We start from the raw sequence: 18377 nt of genomic DNA, 5'->3' as shown, positions 1-18377 counted from the left end.
AATTATTGACTGAATTATCGATTATCTCTAGGCGGTCCTTTTCTTTCAGGTTTTGGAGCTTTCTCTAATTCCTCTTTGGTAATAAACCCATCTTCGTCAAGATCTATTTTTGCAAAATCTCTTTTTAATGGTCCTTTTATCTCATCTTTAGCTAATTTACCATCTTCATTAGCATCCATTTTTTTGAAAATTTCTTCTACGGAAGGACGTTCTTTTTGTCTTTTATTATCATTGGATTGTGCATTTGAATGACAAGAAGTAAAAACAAAAATACCGGTCATTATAAGTCCTAAATTAAACAAGTTACTTTTCATATTTTTTCTGTTTTAGTTTCTTGTATAGACTTTAAATTTCGCCAAAAGTATAATGCGAAAGCAGTGTTTTCTGTGAATCTAATCATATACTCAGCGAATACCCTATTTAATTCTATAAACAGTTTATTACAGAAGCTTTAGAATATATTACTTTAGAAAATAAATATTTTATTTTCACTTAATTTGTAATATGACAAGATCTATACGATTCTTATGCCAAGCAGGACTCTGGGCTACAGTTTGGATTTTTTTATCGATTTTACAGAAAAGAAATGACAGATTTCTTCTTGAGAATACTGTAGTCTTTGGTTTCCAAGTTGCACTAATAGGATTATTAATTTTTTATATAGCAAAACAGTTCTTGTTTAAAAGAAGATACATCCTCTTCACGATCATATCCATAATTCTAATATCAGTTTCTGCATTTACATCATCATCCATATTCTCTGGACCAAAAAGTCATATGCCATTTCGAAGATTCGAAACTCCGAATGATAATCGCAAACCTCCAATTAGAAGAAATAGACCAGTGAATCCACCAAAAAGAGTAAGCCCTCCGTCAATATTTATGGTTCACTTTTCGAGTTTAATGATTGCATATTTAATAGCTACCTTTTTAGAGACATTTTTATTTGCACAACGAAAAGAAGAGGAAATGATCATAAGCAAAAATGAAAATTTGCAAACCGAACTTAAATTGTTAAAATCACAGATCAATCCACATTTTTTATTTAATTCTCTTAATAACATATATGCGTTATCCGTAATTGATTCCGATAAAACACAACAGAGTATCAGTTATTTATCAGAAATGCTTCGATATGTATTATATGAATGCGACCGTCCTTTTGTGACTATCAAAAAGGAACTAGCATATATTGAAAATTATATTCAATTATTTTCTTTAAAAAGCAGTAAACCGTATAATATTAATACAGAATTCGAGGTCTCTGATCCTTCAATATTGATTGCTCCTATGCTGTTTATCCCGTTTATAGAAAATGCATTTAAACATAGTAATATTGAGAAACCTGAAAGTTCTTTTATGGATATTTATTTATATTCCTCTACAGAAGTAGTAGTTTTTAAAGTTGAAAATAGTATTCCTAAAGACACCATGATAAAAGATAAAATTGGAGGAATTGGATTAGAAAATGTGAAGAAAAGATTAAATATACTGTATGCAGAAAAACATACATTACATATTGATACTAAAAATCAAATATTTAAAGTAGAATTACGTATAAATTTACCAAATCATGCTTAAATGTATTATAATCGATGACGAAGAATTAGCAAGAACGCTTTTAAAAACATATATAGATCGTTTGGATTATGTAGAGATTATAGCCTCTTTGGAAAATCCATTGGATGCCATACCAATTTTAAAAAGTCAAACCATTGATATCTTGTTTTTAGATATTCAAATGCCTGATTTAAAAGGTACTGATTTAGCTAAAATGATTTCTTCTAACACCCAGATTATATTTACCACTGCATATTCAGAATATGCTTTAGAAGGTTTTGAATTAAATGCGCTAGATTATTTACTAAAACCTATTACTTTCAATAGATTTCTAACAGCGATCAATAAAGTTAAAAAAGAAAGCCATTCACAAGAAACAGACGCCACCATTACTATAAAATCAGGATATGATTTGCACAAAATAAAATATAAGGACATTTTATTTATAGAAAGTGATAGTGAATATGTGATATATCATATAGATAATAAAAAGATAATGAGCCATCAAACGTTAAAATCATTAGAAGAAAAATTACCTCACTTTTTTATGAGAGTACACCGTTCTTTTATTATTAACAAAAATTATGTGAGTGCTCTAAAAGGAAAAGATCTTTTAATACATAATACTAAAATACCCGTAAGTTCTACGTACTATGAATCTGTAAAAGAAACCTTATTCAGTTAGTAATTCGTTTATGTTTAATGACACGAAATAGTTAAAGCTTTTTGATTCGAATATATCATCACATAATAGTATTGGGATATCTTTAACGCTTCACACACTTGATTTTTAGTACTTTTAGAGCAATGTACGGTAAACACACAAATCACTTCTCATGAAAACACTCATCACTTTTATCATCTCACTACTATTTTCTTTTTTTCTTCAAAAAGCACAAGCGAATACATATTTGAAAGCCAATTTTAAGACAGGAAATCCAGAAATTTCTTCAATTCACAAAATGACTTTTGGTCCAGAAGGTATATTATTTATTGGTGATAGTGATGCAGCACAAATTATAGCTGTAGATCTTAGTGAACATCCTAAGTTAGATAATTCTAAAGTTAAATTAGACAATATAGATAAGCTTATAGCTGACATGATGGGGACAACTATAGATCAAGTACAAATCACAGATATGGTTGTTAATCCAAACAACAATAATATTTACTTATCTATTAATCATAGTTCAGGTATTCCAATATTATTAAGAGTTGAAGAAAATGTATTGAAGCAAGTACCGTTAGACAATGTCTCGTTTAGTAAGGCATCGCTGACAAACCCAATAGATAAAGAAGCTAAAGATAGACGTGGTCGTAGTTTAAGAAAATGGGCGATTGCCGATATAAAATATACGAACGGGAAACTACTGTTATCTGGTCTAAGTAACCAAGAATTTGCCTCCACTTTTAGTGCAATTGATTTTCCTTTTAATGAAAAACAAGAATCTAGCTCTTTAGAAATTTATCATGCTGCTCATGGTAAATATGAAACTCATGCCCCTATTAAAACATTTATTCCAACAACTGTAAACGGAACTTCACAGATTGTTGCTAGTTATACTTGTACTCCTTTAGTTGTATTTCCGATAGATAAAATAAAACAAGGTAAGCACCATAAAGGGAAAACTGTGGCAGAATTAGGAAGTGGAAATTCTCCAGTAGATATGATAGAAATTGCTAGCGAAGGAAATCGTTATTTGCTAATCGCTAATACCAATAGACCTCTTATGAAAATGGATTTTAAAGATCTAGAATCGTTTCAGGGAGAATTAACTAAACCTGTAGTAAAAAAAGGAGCTGCCGAAGGTGTTGATTATGTAAACTTACCTTACGTAAACGTCCAACAACTGGACAAAATGGGTGATAACGGTTTCATTATAATTCAACGTGAATCCAATGGAAACCTTACTTTAAAGACAGGAAATAGTTGGTGGGTAAAATAACTTAGTTTTCTTATCGCTATTAGTACACTTATTAGTTTAGGCTTTGAAGTACACTCTCATTTTTTTACTCATCTTATCATCTGATCTTTTAAGTCAGAAAAAATATGATTTCATTTTTACCAAAGATAAAATCACAATACCCAATTATGATGATTCTTTGGAAAGTAAGGTATACTTATATAATGGAGAAATAGAAGAAGATTTCATCACTAGCGCTACCCCAATCCTTGGCAAGACTTTTTTTCAAGAAGATTTATTACATTTTTCTCCTATAATACCGCTAGGATGGGATCGGATTTACACATTAGTTTACAACCATTCTATTACTTATTTTAAAATACCATTACCAAAAAGTTATAACAAATTATATGTAGAAGAGATATATCCAACATCTTCGAAACTACCATCGAATATTTTAAAATGGTACATTAAGTTCTCAAATCCAATAAATAGAAATAATGTATATAATTACCTTCATTTTATAAACGCTAAAGGAGACACCCTGTCCAGAGCTATATTACCACTAGAAAACTTATTAATTAACAAGGATAAAACACTGGTAACGTTATGGATCGAACCAGGAAGACAAAAAAGAAAACTGATACCTAACCAATTATTAGGCTCGGTCTTTACATCTGGAGAAAATTATAGGATAATAATTTCAAAAAATATAAAAGATAGTAACGGTGTATCGATGCAAAAGGATTATGTAAAGAATTTTTCTATCATTGATGCCGATCGTTCTAAACCAAACATAACGCAATGGCATTTAGAGCATCCTGAGAAAGAATCACTATCTCCCCTAATTATTAAATGCTATGAGCCCTTAGATTATGGAAGTGTTCTAGAAAATATTAACATTAGTTATAAAAACCAGATAATCAGAGGTACATGGGAGTTATCAAATAATGAAAGGATAATTCAGTTCCTACCCAAAAAGAAATGGAAATTAGGAAACTATCGAATAAACTTCAATCAAACTATAGAAGATCTGGCAGGTAACAATCTTTCTCGTCTCTTTGATAATGAGATTGATAATTCTGAAGATGTCAACGTTACAAATCAAGAGCACATCATAGAATTCTCGATATATGAATAAAAAAGACAGCTAAAAAAGCTGTCTCTTCATAAGTAGGTAATATAATCTCCGTAGTAGTTTTGAGGCTACTAATATATAATTTATTGTCCTCCTGCTAATAACACAAAGTTATTTTTAGATACTGGTGATACGTTATAACTCTTAACATTTTTCAGTGTCTTCATATATTTCTCAGCTTCCTGAAAAGCATTTTCCAAAGGACTTCTTGATATATCATTATTCAAAGTAATAGTCTTAGAAATTACAGCTCCATTTACATATTCGATGGTAATCTTCCATTTTTTAACAGAGTGAAAGTTCTTAGAACTTACAGACTTTTCTTCTTTTTTAGACTCTTTCCCCTTTTTGTTTTTATCATTTTCATTTATGGGATTCGTTGCAGAATATCCCACGGAAACAATTAAAAGTGCAGCAATAAGTGAGCGTTTCATAGGTGATGATTTTTGGTTTAGCTTGGAGCTAATATACATATATATTTTTATTAATCAAATATATTTTTAATAAAATTTTATTTGTATATTAAAAATTCCCTTGTATATTTGAATTATGGTAAATAAGAATTTGAAAAGACTCCTTAAGAAAAGTAAAGGAGCCAAAACGGTATACGGTATTTCTAAAACATTAGGAGTTAGCCCGCAGGCAGGAGATTATGTAGTAAAGCGTAAAAACCTGGCTAAAGATTTTGAAAGACTACAAAAGATAGCTGACTATATGGAGGTAGAAATAAAGGATATTTTAGATTTAGATAAGAAATAATCAAAGACACTTTCATTAAAAGTTTGACGTCCATTATATATTTAATGGGAAAATAAAGTATTTCCTAAATTCTGTTATACGCCTATTTTACCTCTTTAAAAATAGGATTCAGGAATTATACTTATATTAGAAAAATAAATTGACTAGTTATATTTTTCTTTAATGAGGTTTTTGTTCTGTTTACTTATTGCTTGTTTACCCACCCAGCCTATCATTACACCTGACGCTTATATCGATATGTGGCAAATAGAAGGGGGCTCAATTATCGAGATTTATAAGAATGGGAACACTTTTTTTGGGAAAATAAAAACAAGAGCAAAAAATCCTATATCTAATTTTAATGGATTAGATAACAAAAATCCTAACCCCTCTTTAAGGAAGCGCCAACTTATTGGAATGGATATTCTAAATAATCTCACGTATAATGAAGGCGAATTAACTGGAGGGACCATTTATAATGCTGATAGCGGAAAAACGTATGATGTAAAAGTTTGGATAGACCCCGATAATAAAGACATCTGTTTTATAAGAGCTTATAAGGGTATATTATTCAAGACGTTTGAAGCGAAACGAGTTCGAGATTAAAACTTTTGAAATGGAAATGCCAAAAATAAAAAATACCCATGTAGGGTATTTTTAATAATTGAATAAATATGGTACTTCTACCGGTAAACACAGACTTTTTATAGTATTTAACTTTTTTTACTAAAAAATCAAACGAACTGAATTTTTCATACAATTCGTTTGATTTGCTCTGAACAAACTTACTTGATAATTGTTGTAAAATTGTTCTGAATGGTGCACATTCACTAAAGGGTTAGTTCGAAAGAATTGGGGCCTTGATTGGGGCTTGTTGTTGTTTAAGATTTAATATAAATTCTTTTATTCTGATATTTTATCTAATGTTTCTTTCAAAGTATCCACTTGCGCATTCGTGAAATCCTTTCTCAAATATGGTCTAATTTGACTCATAATATTTCCTTCCTCTGGATAATGATGTAACCCAAGTGCATGTCCTATTTCATGTGGAGCTGTAGATGTGTATAAAAACTCATCTGTTATTAAAGCTCTCTTATCTTTTCCTATACCTGCAATTGCAACTGTATTGGATCTTTTCATAACATATATATTTATTCTATTGGTATTATAAAAGTCCTGAGTTTCTCTTAAAAACACTCTAGATTCCTCACCTCTATTGTCTTTTAAATCATATAACTCATCGTTATATAGTGTTTTTACTTCTCCCATCTCTAACCCAATTCCATATCTATGAAAAAAGCTTCCATTTAAATTAGTAATAAAATGATTTTCATTTAGACCATAAGAAACTTTACTGGATTTGTTTGATGGTTGTACATATATAATATCTACTTTAATTACTTTATCTAGATTTTCAGAAAACACTTGTTCTATTTCATATGGTACATAATCATCTTCTGTAGCACAAGATGCAAAAATCGATAACACTAATAATACTCTTAAAAATTTCATGGCCTTCGTTGTTGTTGTTGTTGATTGATACTAAATTCATAAGAACAGAAGGAAAAAACCTACTTATTCTTTATGGTTTTAATTAAGGAATATGATCCCTATTTAAATAAGCCTTCGTTAAGATTATTTCAGTTATTAAAAAGAACTTTTAAAATCTGATATTGATTTGTGTAATAATGATTGTGTCGATCGATCAATCCAAAGGTAGAAAATTATACAAACACAAAACAGGGTATTTTCCCCTATACAAAGTTTTAATAACATTGACTTTCAAACTGTTAATTACTTTTTTAACAAATATCATGTGTTAATGAAAAATGTTAATATTTGCTTAGTATTTTTTGGTTAAGCCTTTTAAATATAATAGATCCGATGCTTTAACACTAAAATGTTAAAATTTTACTATTACGGTTAGACCGTAAATAAGCTACAGTTTAAATAAATCGTATTGAAATTGGTTGAAAACACAATTTTAACACAATAAAACAGTAATTTTAACAAAATTAACATGGTATTTCAACGATATTAAATTGCATTTCAACGAAATATTTATGTTTTTCGCCTACCAATTGTATTAAAATTCCTCTAAAAACTTTAATAATCACTAATTATAATCTAAAATCGTAGTAAGTTTTGATACTTTTCTCTTCTGTCTACACCAACTTTAAACTATAATAATTTTGTTAATTATTCCTATTTCAACTTATATGGAATACTTTCGCATGATTAAGCTTTAGTCAAATTATGCACTCAAATAACATTCATAATTCACCTTATAACTTTGATAAACTCTGTATAGCTAATAACGGACTGACAAAATATGTTATTTTTAACCCTAAAGGTTCTTGGACTATCGATTTTTCAGATCCAAAATCTGTAAAAGAATTAAATAGAGCTATATTAATTCATCATTATAATCTGAAAGATTGGGATATCCCAGAAGGGTATCTATGTCCTCCAATACCAGGTCGAGCTGAGTATATTCATCATATTGCTGATTTAATCGAATATAAAAATATCAACGCTCCTATTAAAGGTTTAGACATAGGAGTTGGAGCTAACTGTATTTATCCAATTCTGGGATCTCAAATATATAATTGGAAAATGGTAGGTTCAGATATTAATCCTACTGCGATATCAAGTGCTAGAAATAATATTAAACTTACACCTAATCTGGATAAAAAGATTGAAATTAGACATCAAACGGATAATACCTTTATTTTTGAAAACATCATAAAAACAAATGAGTACTATCATTTTACGATGTGCAATCCTCCTTTTCATTCTTCAGAACAAGAAGCTACTAAAGGCACTCTTAGGAAACTTAAAAACCTAAAGATCAAAGAGTCTAATCTTAATTTCGGTGGACAAGCAAACGAATTATGGTGTAATGGTGGCGAAGCACTCTTTATAAAACGAATGATTAAACAAAGTATATCCTACAGAAATCAAGTAGCATGGTTCACATCATTGGTTTCGAAAAAAGAAAACTTAAAAAAAATTTATAAACAACTCGATAAACTAAAGGCAAACTACAAAACTGTTGACATGCCTATTGGAAACAAAATAAGTCGATTTATCGCCTGGAAATTCCCAGAAATTTAAACCACCCCTATTCCGGTGGTCTTCCGTGTATTTCTTCAAATTTTTCATCGAAGTTTTCACGTAAATAAGCATTCAATTTTTTTCTATAATCATCTTTTAACCAAGATAAAAAATTATGGGTGCTTCTGCTTATACATTTTGCATAACTCTGAATTCTGTGATCTATATCATCACCTAACATTTTTGCAAGTGCAATAGCATCATACACATCTTCGCTATTCTCGATGCATATTTTGGCATGCTGAGCAATAGATCTTTCCAGTACAACCTTTGATGACTCTCCTTTTCTAACGGAATCTTTATAAGTTTCTTTAATATCAAAATATACTTCCTTAGAGTTTGCAAATTCTGCTCTTAACTCTTCTGGCATTTCATGTTTAAACTTACTCTCAATTTCCTCATCATTAAGAAGTTTATCCATATAATAATCAGGAGAATTGAATATTTTTTGCCAATCTAAATCTGCACCCCAAGGTCCAAACCTATGATAGTTATTTCCTAAATCAATTACATTAAATGTTGATTTATTTTTGAGTATACGTGATCCTCTTCCAATCATTTGATAATACAAGGTCAAGGATTTAGTCGCACGATTTAAAATAATAGTATCTACTGTAGGTTCGTCAAAACCAGTGGTAAGAATACTAACCGATGTAAGAATAGCATCTGGAGTTTCTTTAAACCATTGTAATATTTGTTTACGCTGTTTTTTTGTTGCTGTATTATCTAAATGAGCAATTGCGTATCCAGCAGATCTAAACGTGTCATATACATGCAATGATGTATTAATACCATTATTAAATATTAAGGTCTTTTTACCCTTAGAATGTTTTTCATATGCTTGTAATAATTGACCAAGCATAGAACTATTGGTATATAAATCTTCAGAAGATTTCACTGTATAATCTCCATTGGATCCCACTTCTAAAGAGGTAAGTCCCATATTATAAGCAAATACTTCTGCTCTAGCCAAAAATTCATTCTCTATAAGAGATTCTATCGTTTCACCAACAATTAATTCATCATAATTATCTTTCATTGGTAGTTTTACATTAGAACTCAATGGAGTTGCTGTTACTCCTAAGATGAAAGATCTTTCAAAAAACTTAAATAATTTGGTAAATGAATTATAATGTGCTTCATCAATAATCACTAATCCTATATCAGAAATATCTAATTTGTCTTCATTCAACCTATTATTTAAGGTTTCCACCATCGCTACAAAGCAGCTATAATTAGCTTGATCATCTAAATTCGCTTTACTATCAACTACTTTATTCACCACTCCAAAACCAGTAAGCATACTAGAGGTTTGTTTACATAGTTCTATACGATGTGTCATTACCAACACCTTCTTATTATGGTGTTTTAGATATTGCCTAACAATCTCGGAAAAAATAACTGTTTTTCCTCCACCTGTAGGTAATTGGTACAACAAATGATAATCCTCTCTAGCATCTTCAAAACACTTAAAAATTTTATTTATAGCACCTTTCTGATAACTATATAAATCCTTACCAGTCTTTTTTTCCTGTAATTCCGTAGTTGAATCCGACATATTTTCTTATTTCTAGGGCTGCAAAACTAACTCCTTTTATGGATTTATGCAGATTATTTATCATAAAATATGTCAGGATTTTTTCAGGGTTTGTTAATTACACAGAATCTACTTGATTTTTGGAGATTTTATTCTGTTAAAATTACCACTTCAAATTGTACTTCATCAGACAAAAGATTATCCGCTACACCACCAAAAATACTTCCTGAAGCATGCGTTATACCCCATTTTGTTCTGTCAATAGCAAACTTTGTTTGAAACTTTATACCACCATCATTTTCATTTATATTGGCATCAAATGATATGGTGTTATTCATGTCTTTTATCATTAAATCTGCTTGTATGGTTACTTCAGAATTAGTCTTGTACAATACTTCTCTGATATAAAGCCTAGCAATTGGATATTTCTCTGTATCAAAGAAGTCTTCATTTTTTAAATGATCTACTAATCCTTCATTATAACCACCATCTATATTTACAATAGTATTCATGTCTACAATAAACTCTCCTCCTACAATTTTATCGTCCTTTTTATAAAATTCTCCACTTGAAAATTTTACAGTACCATAATGACCACCTGTATGTAGTTTATTAAATCCTTCCCATCTGAGTGAGCTACTATCCACTGATATTTTCATTACGGTGATCGAATCTAATAATAATGTTGGATTTTGATCTATAATATCTATTAATTCAATATCATAATGCAATGTAGAGTCTGGATGGGGAAATGTAATATTACCTGTTCTTTTACTTAAAGCCGGAGGAACAATTAATTCTTTAATTTCACCTTTTTGCATTCCAAGCAAACCTTCTTCTACTCCTTTAATCACCTGATTTCCCCCTACTAAAATTTTTAATGGATTTTGTCTATTTCTAGAAGTATATACAAGAGAATCATTCATATATCTCGTTGTCTCGTGGATTAGCACTTCCTGACCAGCAATTACTTTAGGCCCATTACCCGCTTTCGTAATTTTATATTTCAATCCTGAGTCTGTTGTTATATAATCATTTGATTCTGAACAAGCATATAGCGATGTAATTGTAATTATGGATAGATAGATTTTAACAAATAAATTACTCAATTTATTCGCTTGAATTCTTACTTTAGTCTTCATAGATATTATTTTTTGATTACTTTAAGCTAAAGTAGTTTTGGTATACGCTTACCTATATAAATGAGTTGTAAAAAAGTGTATCACAATTGTAAATAATATGTAAATATTAGAGTAATAAGCCATGTTCATGAAAAAAAAGGTAAAAGTTGTAGCTATTCTTCTTATTGTATTAGTTGGCAGTATATCGGTATTTAGTTTCTCCTCAAAAAAAATATCATTCTATCCAGAAAAAGTAAAAGTAGCTTTGAGGTCAGTTGGAAATCAATTGCTGTTGAAAAATAATGATACTACTTCCTTGGTATTACCGATAAAAAGAATATCTGATAAAACATATGAAATATCTTTTCAAAAGGAAATTGCCATTAACCCTGAAGAATTGGTAGAGATTATAGATGTAGAATTAAAAAAAACGGAACTTCCACAAAATTACATTACAGAACTAATAGATTGTACTACTAAAGAAGTTTCTTATAGCTATGAAGTATTAGGGCCTATTGAAGAAAATAGTATTTCTTGTATCGGTAGAAATTTTCCAGAAAGCTGCTATACCATCAAAGTAATGATGCTAGATGATACCGATCACTCTTTATATGGTAGTGTAGGTAATGTATATACTTTTTCTATGTTCGTTTTACTTTTAATTGCAATGTCTAGCTTGACATTTTTCAAAAGAAAAGAACAAAATAACACTACAGAAGTGAACTCTAATCACAGGATTATTGGAGAATTTCTATTTTTTCCGGACCAACAAAAGCTAGTTAAAGATGAAACCGAAATTAGTTTAACAACTAAAGAAAGTGAAATTTTAAACTTACTTGCACGTCAACCGAATCAGATTATAAAAAGAGAACAACTTATCAAAGAAGTTTGGGAAGATAATGGAGTTATCGTTGGTAGAAGTTTAGATATGTTCATTTCCAAATTACGTAAAAAATTAACTAACAATGCTGAAGTTAAGATTGTAAACATTCATGGTGTTGGGTATAAATTAGAAGTAACTACTAAAAACTAGACTCCTTTATCTCATTGGGAGTAAAAAAACAACTAAAAACTTTAAACATAGAACATCTTACTTGTGGTATAGTGAGATGTTCTATGTTCTAGATATATTAATGATGATGTTTTTGACCAAATGGTTTAATAATAATACCAACACTTAGGATAAAACCATCGGTTGGCGCATAAATTTCTGCAAAAGTTGGATTATCATTTGATCCTGAAACTAATGGAGAAAATCTACTCTGTCTTCGATCGGTAAAATTTTCAAAATTCACAAAAACGGTAGCCCAATTAAAATTACGCATTCCTAAAAGCCCCATTTTAATAAAATCGGTAGTTTCAGTTCCATCAGATAATAATTGTCTTCCAATATAATACGATTCAAAACCTAATCTCCATTTTTCATTTTCATACATGATAACACTACCCGCATTATGTCTTGCAGTCAAAGGCTTTTGAGGATTACCATCTAGATAATTTAACCTAGTATCAATAAATGCATAGTTAAGAAACCATCTAAAATCTCTATAACTGAACTTGATATTAGTTTCGGCTCCCCTACTAACAATATTATCATCAGCATTTTCATACTGAAAAAATCCAGTGCCTGTATTTGTAAGTAACAATCCCTTCTGAATAGCAGTAATATAGAATAGTTGATTTACCGAAAAATTTATCTCATCAGTTAAATAGGTTTCGTAGTTAAAATCAAGATTTACTCCATAAGATCTTTCAGCCTCTAAATTATCCTTATCAATACCTAGTATATTATTAAAATTGATAAATTCTGCTTCTTCGGTAAAAATATCAGGGATTTTATATCCCAATCCTCCACCTATTCTACTGGAGAATGACTGATTAGCCTTATATAGTAATGAAACTTTTGATAATGGAAAAAACCCCCAATCCTTAGCATAATCTGCTCTAAAACCTGTTTCTAATATCCAATTATCAGTAAAATCATAGATATTATTTACAAATAATCCAGCAGTAAGATCACTTTGATCACGCTGTAAACCTATCGACTCTTCGTCAAAATCAGTAGTATACAAATTAGCTCCAAAAACCCAGTCTGTTCTTTCTCCTATATTCTTATAAACAGCCTCTGTAAAAGAGTTTAACTGGTTTCCTTTAAAATTAATGGTTGGTACAGTTAAATCCCTATCGAAATAGGAAAAACTGTTTTTGATATAAAATGATTTTTCAGCATCAATATTACTTTTATATAAGGTTTGTGTACTTAAACGTCTGGAAATATTTTCTTCAGTATATAGATTATCTGCATTATTTTCAATAGCGTCTAGATTACCTCCCAACCTATCATCATAGGTCGCATTGACTCCGAACCAAAAGGTTGTTTTATCCGATGGATAATAAAAAAACTTTGGGTTAATAGCAATTGATTTTGTCTCAGGAAGATTACTAAACTCATCATCATCTGGATCAAAAGCCTTTTGGTAATGACCAGATCCGTATAAAGTGACTCCAAACTTTTCATTCCTTTTACTATAAAACACATTTCCTGTAGTTCCTAAAGCATGAGTCTGTGTTAACATAATATCCATATCTGGCTCTTCTTCTGGTGTTTTAGAAATTAAATTTACCAAACCAGCGATGGCACCACCCCCATAAAGTGTAGAAGAACTTCCTTTAATAATCTCAAACTGCTTTAGATCTAAAGGAGGAATATGTAGAATACTTAAACCACTAGAAAAACCAGAATACAAAGGAAAACCATCTCTTAGAAGTTGTGTATATCTTCCATCAAGACCTTGAATTCTGATATTCGCATTTCCACTACTTAATGAAGTTTGTTGCATTTGTATGCCCGTACTTTCTCTTAACACCATAGAAATATTAGTGGCATTCATTGCATTCTTTTCGCTTAACTCTTCTCCTCCAATAAATTCAATTCTAGTTGGAATTCTTTTAAAAGTTCTCGTACTTCGATTAGATTCCAAAATTACTTCTTCTAGCGCTTCTCCATCCTCATGAAGATAAACTGTGAAGATTTCTGGATAAGGTATTTCAATTGTATTTTCAATAGATTTAAAACCCAAAAAAGACACTTTATATGCGTATATTCCTTTTGGAATATCATTTATTACTGCAATACCATCTAAGTCAGTGATACTACCTTTATCTATATCTTTTAAATAGACTGTTGCGCCAATTAGTGGTTCATTTGTATCTTCTGATAATACTTTTATCGTAATGCTATGTGTTTGCCCATTTACATATGCAAATGAGAAAACAAGGAGTACGATACTCCATATTGTATTTTTCATTATGAAATAAAAATTAAAATTAATTTATGTCTCTGTAAATAGAATTCGAATGAATTCAATTAAAAAATTAGGACATAAACCGTGGCGGCTGCCATATATCAGAAAGAAAGTGATATATATACTGTGGTTGAATTGTGAAATCATCTTTAGAAATAATTTCAGGTTTTATTTCTAAAACATATTGTTTTTGTAATTCATAGGTGATCGTTACCCCACAACAGAGACATATGCAAAGCTCCGAACAAGAATCTTCATCATCATGAGAATGATCATGATCTCCATAAAATGAAAATTTACCATCTTCATTTATCTCAAAAGCATCTTCGCATGGTTTTATTGTTAAACCAACTATGAAAATCGATAAAATGACACAAAAAAATCTCATATCTTTTGCAAAGATAAATGAAAAGGAAATTGAGACAATTAATGTTGGTGAATTTTTTCTAAGAAAATACTTTCACACTATGATCTGTAACAATTTATGATCTAGAGCTTCTTATAAAATATAAATGAAGAGAACTATACCCTATATTGATGATGAAAACAAATAATTATTAGCTGGTTGCATTTAAATACATGAAGAAAATAAATACTATAAAAAAAGAACTTTTTCCAGCATTATTGGTATATATATTCACTTGGTTTATTAGCCTAACACTTGTTATAATTGGCGCCATGAATCAAGGGTTTACATTTTCAGAATCTTTCGTAATATTTGGAAATGCTTTGGTTAAAACAAGGTTTGCCATTGTAATACACATTTTCTTTGTGATATTATACCTAGTTTATTTAGTCCTAAGATATTTTATAAGGGTTTACAAAAAAAGAGGTTTCAAAATAATGTCTAAACAATTTTCAGTACGACTTCTGATGCCTTTAGTTTTAATTTTTGGAATTTATAAACTCTTAATCTTTAAAAACAGTTTCGAAAATTTTGATTACAATTGGATACAAACGGTTGAAAACAATACAGGAATCTCTAAAGATTTGTATCAAAAGGATGGAAAACATCGTGGTATGAGTGTATTTGGTTGGTATAATGAAGATTTTGATGCAATTGATGATCTTATCAAAACTAACATAGAATGGGTAGCCGTAGTCCCATTTTTAGATCAAGAAAACGAAGAATCCTCGGAAATGCGAATTCCTAAAGAAATTGGTAAATGGTCAAAAAGAGATAGTCTTCATCTAAGAACCATAACAGCACTTCGAGAGAATAACATACATGTCATGCTAAAACCACACCTGTGGTTAGGTACTGGTTGGAGATCCAATATAAACCATGCTAAGAAAGAGAACTGGGATATTTGGTTTGAGTCTTATCGTAAAAATATACTGCATTACGCTAAAATGGCAGCAGATACAGATGTTGAATTATTTTGTATTGGCACAGAATTACGAAGTTCATTGGAAAATCAACCAAAGAAATGGATCGAATTAGTTAAAGAAATTAAAAATGTATATCAAGGTAAGCTAACGTATGCAGCGAATTGGGATGGTGAATTTGACTACGTTGAATTTTGGGATGAATTAGATTATATCGGTATCCAGGCATATTTTCCATTAACTAAAGTCTCATCACCGGATCTAGATGTAATCAAAAAGGGATGGGAAAGATATACAAAAATGCTATCCAACTTATCTGAAAAACACGATAAACCAATCTTGTTTACTGAAGTAGGTTATAAAAGCGAAGTTTCCGCTACCATTAAACCTTGGGAATGGGGATCAGCATTTAGTATCTTATCTAAGCAAAAGTCTGACAAAACACAACAACTCGCCTACCAAGCGCTTTATGAAGAATTTTGGGATAAAAATTGGTTTGCAGGGTCATATATTTGGCAATGGAACATACAATCTAAAAAAGAAAATGCGCCTACCAATTTAGATTTTTCTCCACGATTTAAACCCGCAGAAAATACTATTGCTAAATGGTATGGAACAACCGGTAAATAATAACTATAGAGATCTAAAGCTAACTTACACCCTACCAATATAAATAATATCTGATTACTATTTAAAATAAATGCAACCGAAATGTTGCGTATTGAATAATTTTGGTTAAATTAGCAACCATAAAGTTGCATAATATTAATCATTTAAAAAACGAACATCATGAAAGATCAAATTATCAAAGAACGTATTCTTAAACATCCAATAGACAAAATATGGAATGCTATTACCAAACAAGAAGAAATATCCAATTGGTTTTTACCTGCGGATTTCAAAGCAGAAGTTGGTTATAATTATACCTTTAACTCACCAGATAAAGAAAATTGCGAACCTATCATCGGTATCATTCAACGAGCTACCCCTTACACCCTAATCTATACATGGAAAATTGAAGGTACTGACGTTGATACTACAGTGAAATGGAATCTTACTGAAACTTCTGAAGGCACTAAATTGGTATTAGAACATTCAGGGATTTCTAATTATGCTGGTACAACAGCTATTGAGATGTATACCAGTTTTAATGGTGGATGGGATAACTGCTTAACTGGTCTTTTAAATTATTTAATTCAAGAAGTTCATGCAGGATAAAATCACTCGTATACTAAAGGCGGTAGCAGATCCAACAAGACGCGAAATATTTCATGCTCTTGTTGTTACAGCAACGGCTCTTCCAATCACCCAGGTATCTAGTCAATTCGACATCAGCCGACAGGGAGTCACTAAACATTTAAAAACTCTTGAAGATGCTGGTCTGGTCACTATAAGTACAAGAGGGAGAGAACGCTTTTGTAGTGCAGATACCAAACCACTTATAGAAGTTAGCAAATGGCTAAAATTCTACGAAAAATTCTGGGATGACTCCCTAGACAATTTAGCTTCTTATTTAGATTAAAGTTCTTAATGACTAAGATTTAATCTAAGCCAACGGCATCGTATATCTGTACCTTATTCCAAAGAGAAGAGGCTTCTTCAATAAATAAAAGATGAGCATCTTCTTTTTGGTATAAATCCTGTTCTTCTTTTGAAGAAAAAGTTACAACAATATTATAGGTATAGGTATTATCTACTACTTCTCTATCCGTTCCTGCCGGAGTTCCCACAAAATTGGTTTTTGCGTATTTAGAGGTTTTTAAAAACTTATCTAACGCTACTTCAAATTGCTTTCTATCCTCTTGATTATTTGGATTCTTAAGCCAAATATAAACTGAATGCACAAAATGCTTATCAAATACGTCTTCATTATTGTTACAAGACGATACTGATAGCATCGTTACGCCTATTAATAACAAACAACATACACGATGTACTTTATTCCATTGCTTTAAGAGATTCATATTATAAAAATTAGTTAGTTTTTAAATTTACAAAATCTCACTGTTGTTTACATAAAATAAAAAACTAAACCAGTAATAATTTTATAGACGGAATACATAATTTGGGTATTACAATGTTTATGGCTACATTGTTTTTATAAAACAACCTAATAACCAATTAATTATGAATACGAATATCAAAACGCCCATTTGGTTCTGGATTATAAGTGTTATCGCATTATTATGGAATCTTATGGGAGTGATGGCCTATTTAGCACAAGCTTACATGACTGATGAGATCTTAAAAGCAATGCCTGAAGCAGATCAAAACTTTCATAACAATATTCCCGCTTGGGTTACTGCGGTTTTCGCAATAGCCGTATTTTCAGGAACTCTTGGATGTATTGCATTACTGATAAAGAAAAAATGGGCTATCATATTGTTTATCATTTCCTTAGTAACTGTACTTGCCCAACAATTTTATAATTTCTTTATTCAGGATTTTGTAGCATTAACTGGTCAACGAATTTATATGCCCATCTGTATTGTTGTTTTTGGAGCATTTCTAATTTGGTTCTCTAAATATTCAAATAATAAGGGATGGATTTCATAAAACCTATAATTCCTTTCATAACAAAAGCAGTATTTAAATTAATACTGCTTTTGTTTTTTATAAAACTATCTA

The 18377-nt window shown here is 30.3% G+C and carries 20 protein-coding genes; 12 read left to right on the top strand and 8 right to left on the bottom strand.

Going from position 1 to position 18377, the window contains the following annotated elements:
• Nucleotides 1-14 precede the first annotated feature (14 nt).
• Entirely contained in the window at nt 15-314 is a 300-nt protein-coding gene (locus ABD077_RS10910) for an EF-hand domain-containing protein (protein ID WP_299601586.1), read from the bottom strand.
• A gap of 190 nt (nt 315-504) precedes the next feature.
• Here ABD077_RS10910 and ABD077_RS10905 point away from each other — a divergent pair, with 190 nt between their 5' ends.
• The 4 genes from ABD077_RS10905 (at nt 505) to ABD077_RS10890 (ending at nt 4605) form a co-directional block, all read left to right on the top strand.
• On the top strand, nt 505-1581 hold the full coding sequence (locus ABD077_RS10905) for a sensor histidine kinase (protein ID WP_343912338.1): 1077 nt from the start codon (nt 505-507) through the stop codon (nt 1579-1581).
• Nucleotides 1574-2245 (top strand): LytR/AlgR family response regulator transcription factor, encoded by a 672-nt coding sequence (locus ABD077_RS10900; protein WP_343912337.1) that lies wholly within the window; start codon nt 1574-1576, stop codon nt 2243-2245. Before ABD077_RS10905 ends, ABD077_RS10900 begins: the two co-directional genes overlap by 8 nt.
• Nucleotides 2246-2396: 151 nt before the next feature.
• Nucleotides 2397-3506, top strand: a complete 1110-nt coding sequence (locus tag ABD077_RS10895; protein ID WP_343912336.1) for a hypothetical protein — start codon at nt 2397-2399, stop codon at nt 3504-3506.
• 43 nt (nt 3507-3549) lie between these two features.
• The gene (locus ABD077_RS10890; RefSeq protein ID WP_343912335.1) at nt 3550-4605 is read left to right on the top strand and encodes an Ig-like domain-containing domain; all 1056 of its coding nucleotides are present in this window, start codon (nt 3550-3552) and stop codon (nt 4603-4605) included.
• 80 nt (nt 4606-4685) lie between these two features.
• Here ABD077_RS10890 and ABD077_RS10885 read toward each other — a convergent pair whose 3' ends face one another.
• A complete protein-coding gene (locus tag ABD077_RS10885) occupies nt 4686-5036 on the bottom strand; it encodes a hypothetical protein (protein WP_343912334.1) in 351 nt (116 codons plus the stop codon).
• A gap of 130 nt (nt 5037-5166) precedes the next feature.
• Here ABD077_RS10885 and ABD077_RS10880 point away from each other — a divergent pair, with 130 nt between their 5' ends.
• Together ABD077_RS10880 and ABD077_RS10875 are read left to right on the top strand one after the other, a co-directional pair.
• Nucleotides 5167-5361: a hypothetical protein gene (locus tag ABD077_RS10880; RefSeq protein ID WP_299601598.1), complete on the top strand. Its 195-nt coding sequence runs from the start codon at nt 5167-5169 to the stop codon at nt 5359-5361.
• A gap of 162 nt (nt 5362-5523) precedes the next feature.
• On the top strand, nt 5524-5946 hold the full coding sequence (locus ABD077_RS10875) for a DUF2147 domain-containing protein (protein ID WP_343912333.1): 423 nt from the start codon (nt 5524-5526) through the stop codon (nt 5944-5946).
• Nucleotides 5947-6243: 297 nt separating this feature from the next.
• Here ABD077_RS10875 and ABD077_RS10870 read toward each other — a convergent pair whose 3' ends face one another.
• Nucleotides 6244-6852: a matrixin family metalloprotease gene (locus tag ABD077_RS10870; RefSeq protein WP_299896457.1), complete on the bottom strand. Its 609-nt coding sequence runs from the start codon at nt 6850-6852 to the stop codon at nt 6244-6246.
• A gap of 744 nt (nt 6853-7596) precedes the next feature.
• On the opposite strand from ABD077_RS10870, the gene rlmF reads away from it, so the two are divergent.
• Nucleotides 7597-8457 (top strand): 23S rRNA (adenine(1618)-N(6))-methyltransferase RlmF, encoded by an 861-nt coding sequence (gene rlmF / locus ABD077_RS10865; protein ID WP_343912332.1) that lies wholly within the window; start codon nt 7597-7599, stop codon nt 8455-8457.
• A gap of 7 nt (nt 8458-8464) precedes the next feature.
• Here rlmF and ABD077_RS10860 read toward each other — a convergent pair whose 3' ends face one another.
• On the bottom strand, nt 8465-10015 hold the full coding sequence (locus ABD077_RS10860) for a DEAD/DEAH box helicase (RefSeq protein ID WP_343912331.1): 1551 nt from the start codon (nt 10013-10015) through the stop codon (nt 8465-8467).
• A 128-nt stretch (nt 10016-10143) separates the two neighbouring features.
• Nucleotides 10144-11136 (bottom strand): YceI family protein, encoded by a 993-nt coding sequence (locus ABD077_RS10855; protein WP_343912330.1) that lies wholly within the window; start codon nt 11134-11136, stop codon nt 10144-10146.
• A 127-nt stretch (nt 11137-11263) separates the two neighbouring features.
• Here ABD077_RS10855 and ABD077_RS10850 point away from each other — a divergent pair, with 127 nt between their 5' ends.
• Complete coding sequence (locus tag ABD077_RS10850; RefSeq protein ID WP_343912329.1) at nt 11264-12148, top strand: winged helix-turn-helix domain-containing protein; 885 nt, start codon at nt 11264-11266, stop codon at nt 12146-12148.
• 97 nt (nt 12149-12245) lie between these two features.
• Here ABD077_RS10850 and ABD077_RS10845 read toward each other — a convergent pair whose 3' ends face one another.
• Nucleotides 12246-14423, bottom strand: a complete 2178-nt coding sequence (locus ABD077_RS10845; protein WP_343912328.1) for a TonB-dependent receptor — start codon at nt 14421-14423, stop codon at nt 12246-12248.
• 67 nt (nt 14424-14490) lie between these two features.
• Nucleotides 14491-14808, bottom strand: coding sequence for a DUF6660 family protein (locus ABD077_RS10840; RefSeq protein WP_343912327.1), 318 nt, complete (start codon nt 14806-14808; stop codon nt 14491-14493).
• 455 nt (nt 14809-15263) lie between these two features.
• Between ABD077_RS10840 and ABD077_RS10835 the strand changes: the two genes are divergently transcribed.
• From ABD077_RS10835 to ABD077_RS10825, 3 genes are all read left to right on the top strand, one after another.
• Nucleotides 15264-16379 (top strand): glycoside hydrolase family 113, encoded by a 1116-nt coding sequence (locus tag ABD077_RS10835; RefSeq protein ID WP_343912326.1) that lies wholly within the window; start codon nt 15264-15266, stop codon nt 16377-16379.
• A gap of 159 nt (nt 16380-16538) precedes the next feature.
• The gene (locus ABD077_RS10830; protein WP_343912325.1) at nt 16539-16967 is read left to right on the top strand and encodes an SRPBCC family protein; all 429 of its coding nucleotides are present in this window, start codon (nt 16539-16541) and stop codon (nt 16965-16967) included.
• Nucleotides 16957-17271: an ArsR/SmtB family transcription factor gene (locus tag ABD077_RS10825; RefSeq protein ID WP_343912324.1), complete on the top strand. Its 315-nt coding sequence runs from the start codon at nt 16957-16959 to the stop codon at nt 17269-17271. The genes ABD077_RS10830 and ABD077_RS10825 overlap by 11 nt, the downstream gene beginning before the upstream one ends.
• A 19-nt stretch (nt 17272-17290) precedes the next feature.
• Here the strand turns inward: ABD077_RS10825 and ABD077_RS10820 are convergent, their stop codons facing one another.
• A complete protein-coding gene (locus ABD077_RS10820) occupies nt 17291-17713 on the bottom strand; it encodes a Dabb family protein (RefSeq protein WP_343912323.1) in 423 nt (140 codons plus the stop codon).
• A 163-nt stretch (nt 17714-17876) separates the two neighbouring features.
• On the opposite strand from ABD077_RS10820, the gene ABD077_RS10815 reads away from it, so the two are divergent.
• Nucleotides 17877-18305 carry a hypothetical protein gene (locus ABD077_RS10815; RefSeq protein WP_343912322.1) on the top strand — a complete coding sequence of 143 codons (429 nt, stop codon included), beginning with the start codon at nt 17877-17879 and terminating at the stop codon, nt 18303-18305.
• Nucleotides 18306-18377 lie beyond the last annotated feature (72 nt).

The organism is Aquimarina litoralis (assembly GCF_039523995.1).
GTDB classification, from domain to species: Bacteria; Bacteroidota; Bacteroidia; order Flavobacteriales; family Flavobacteriaceae; genus Aquimarina; species Aquimarina litoralis.
The sequence above is the reverse complement of the archived record's forward strand: the minus strand, read 5'-3'. Positions and strand labels throughout refer to the sequence as shown.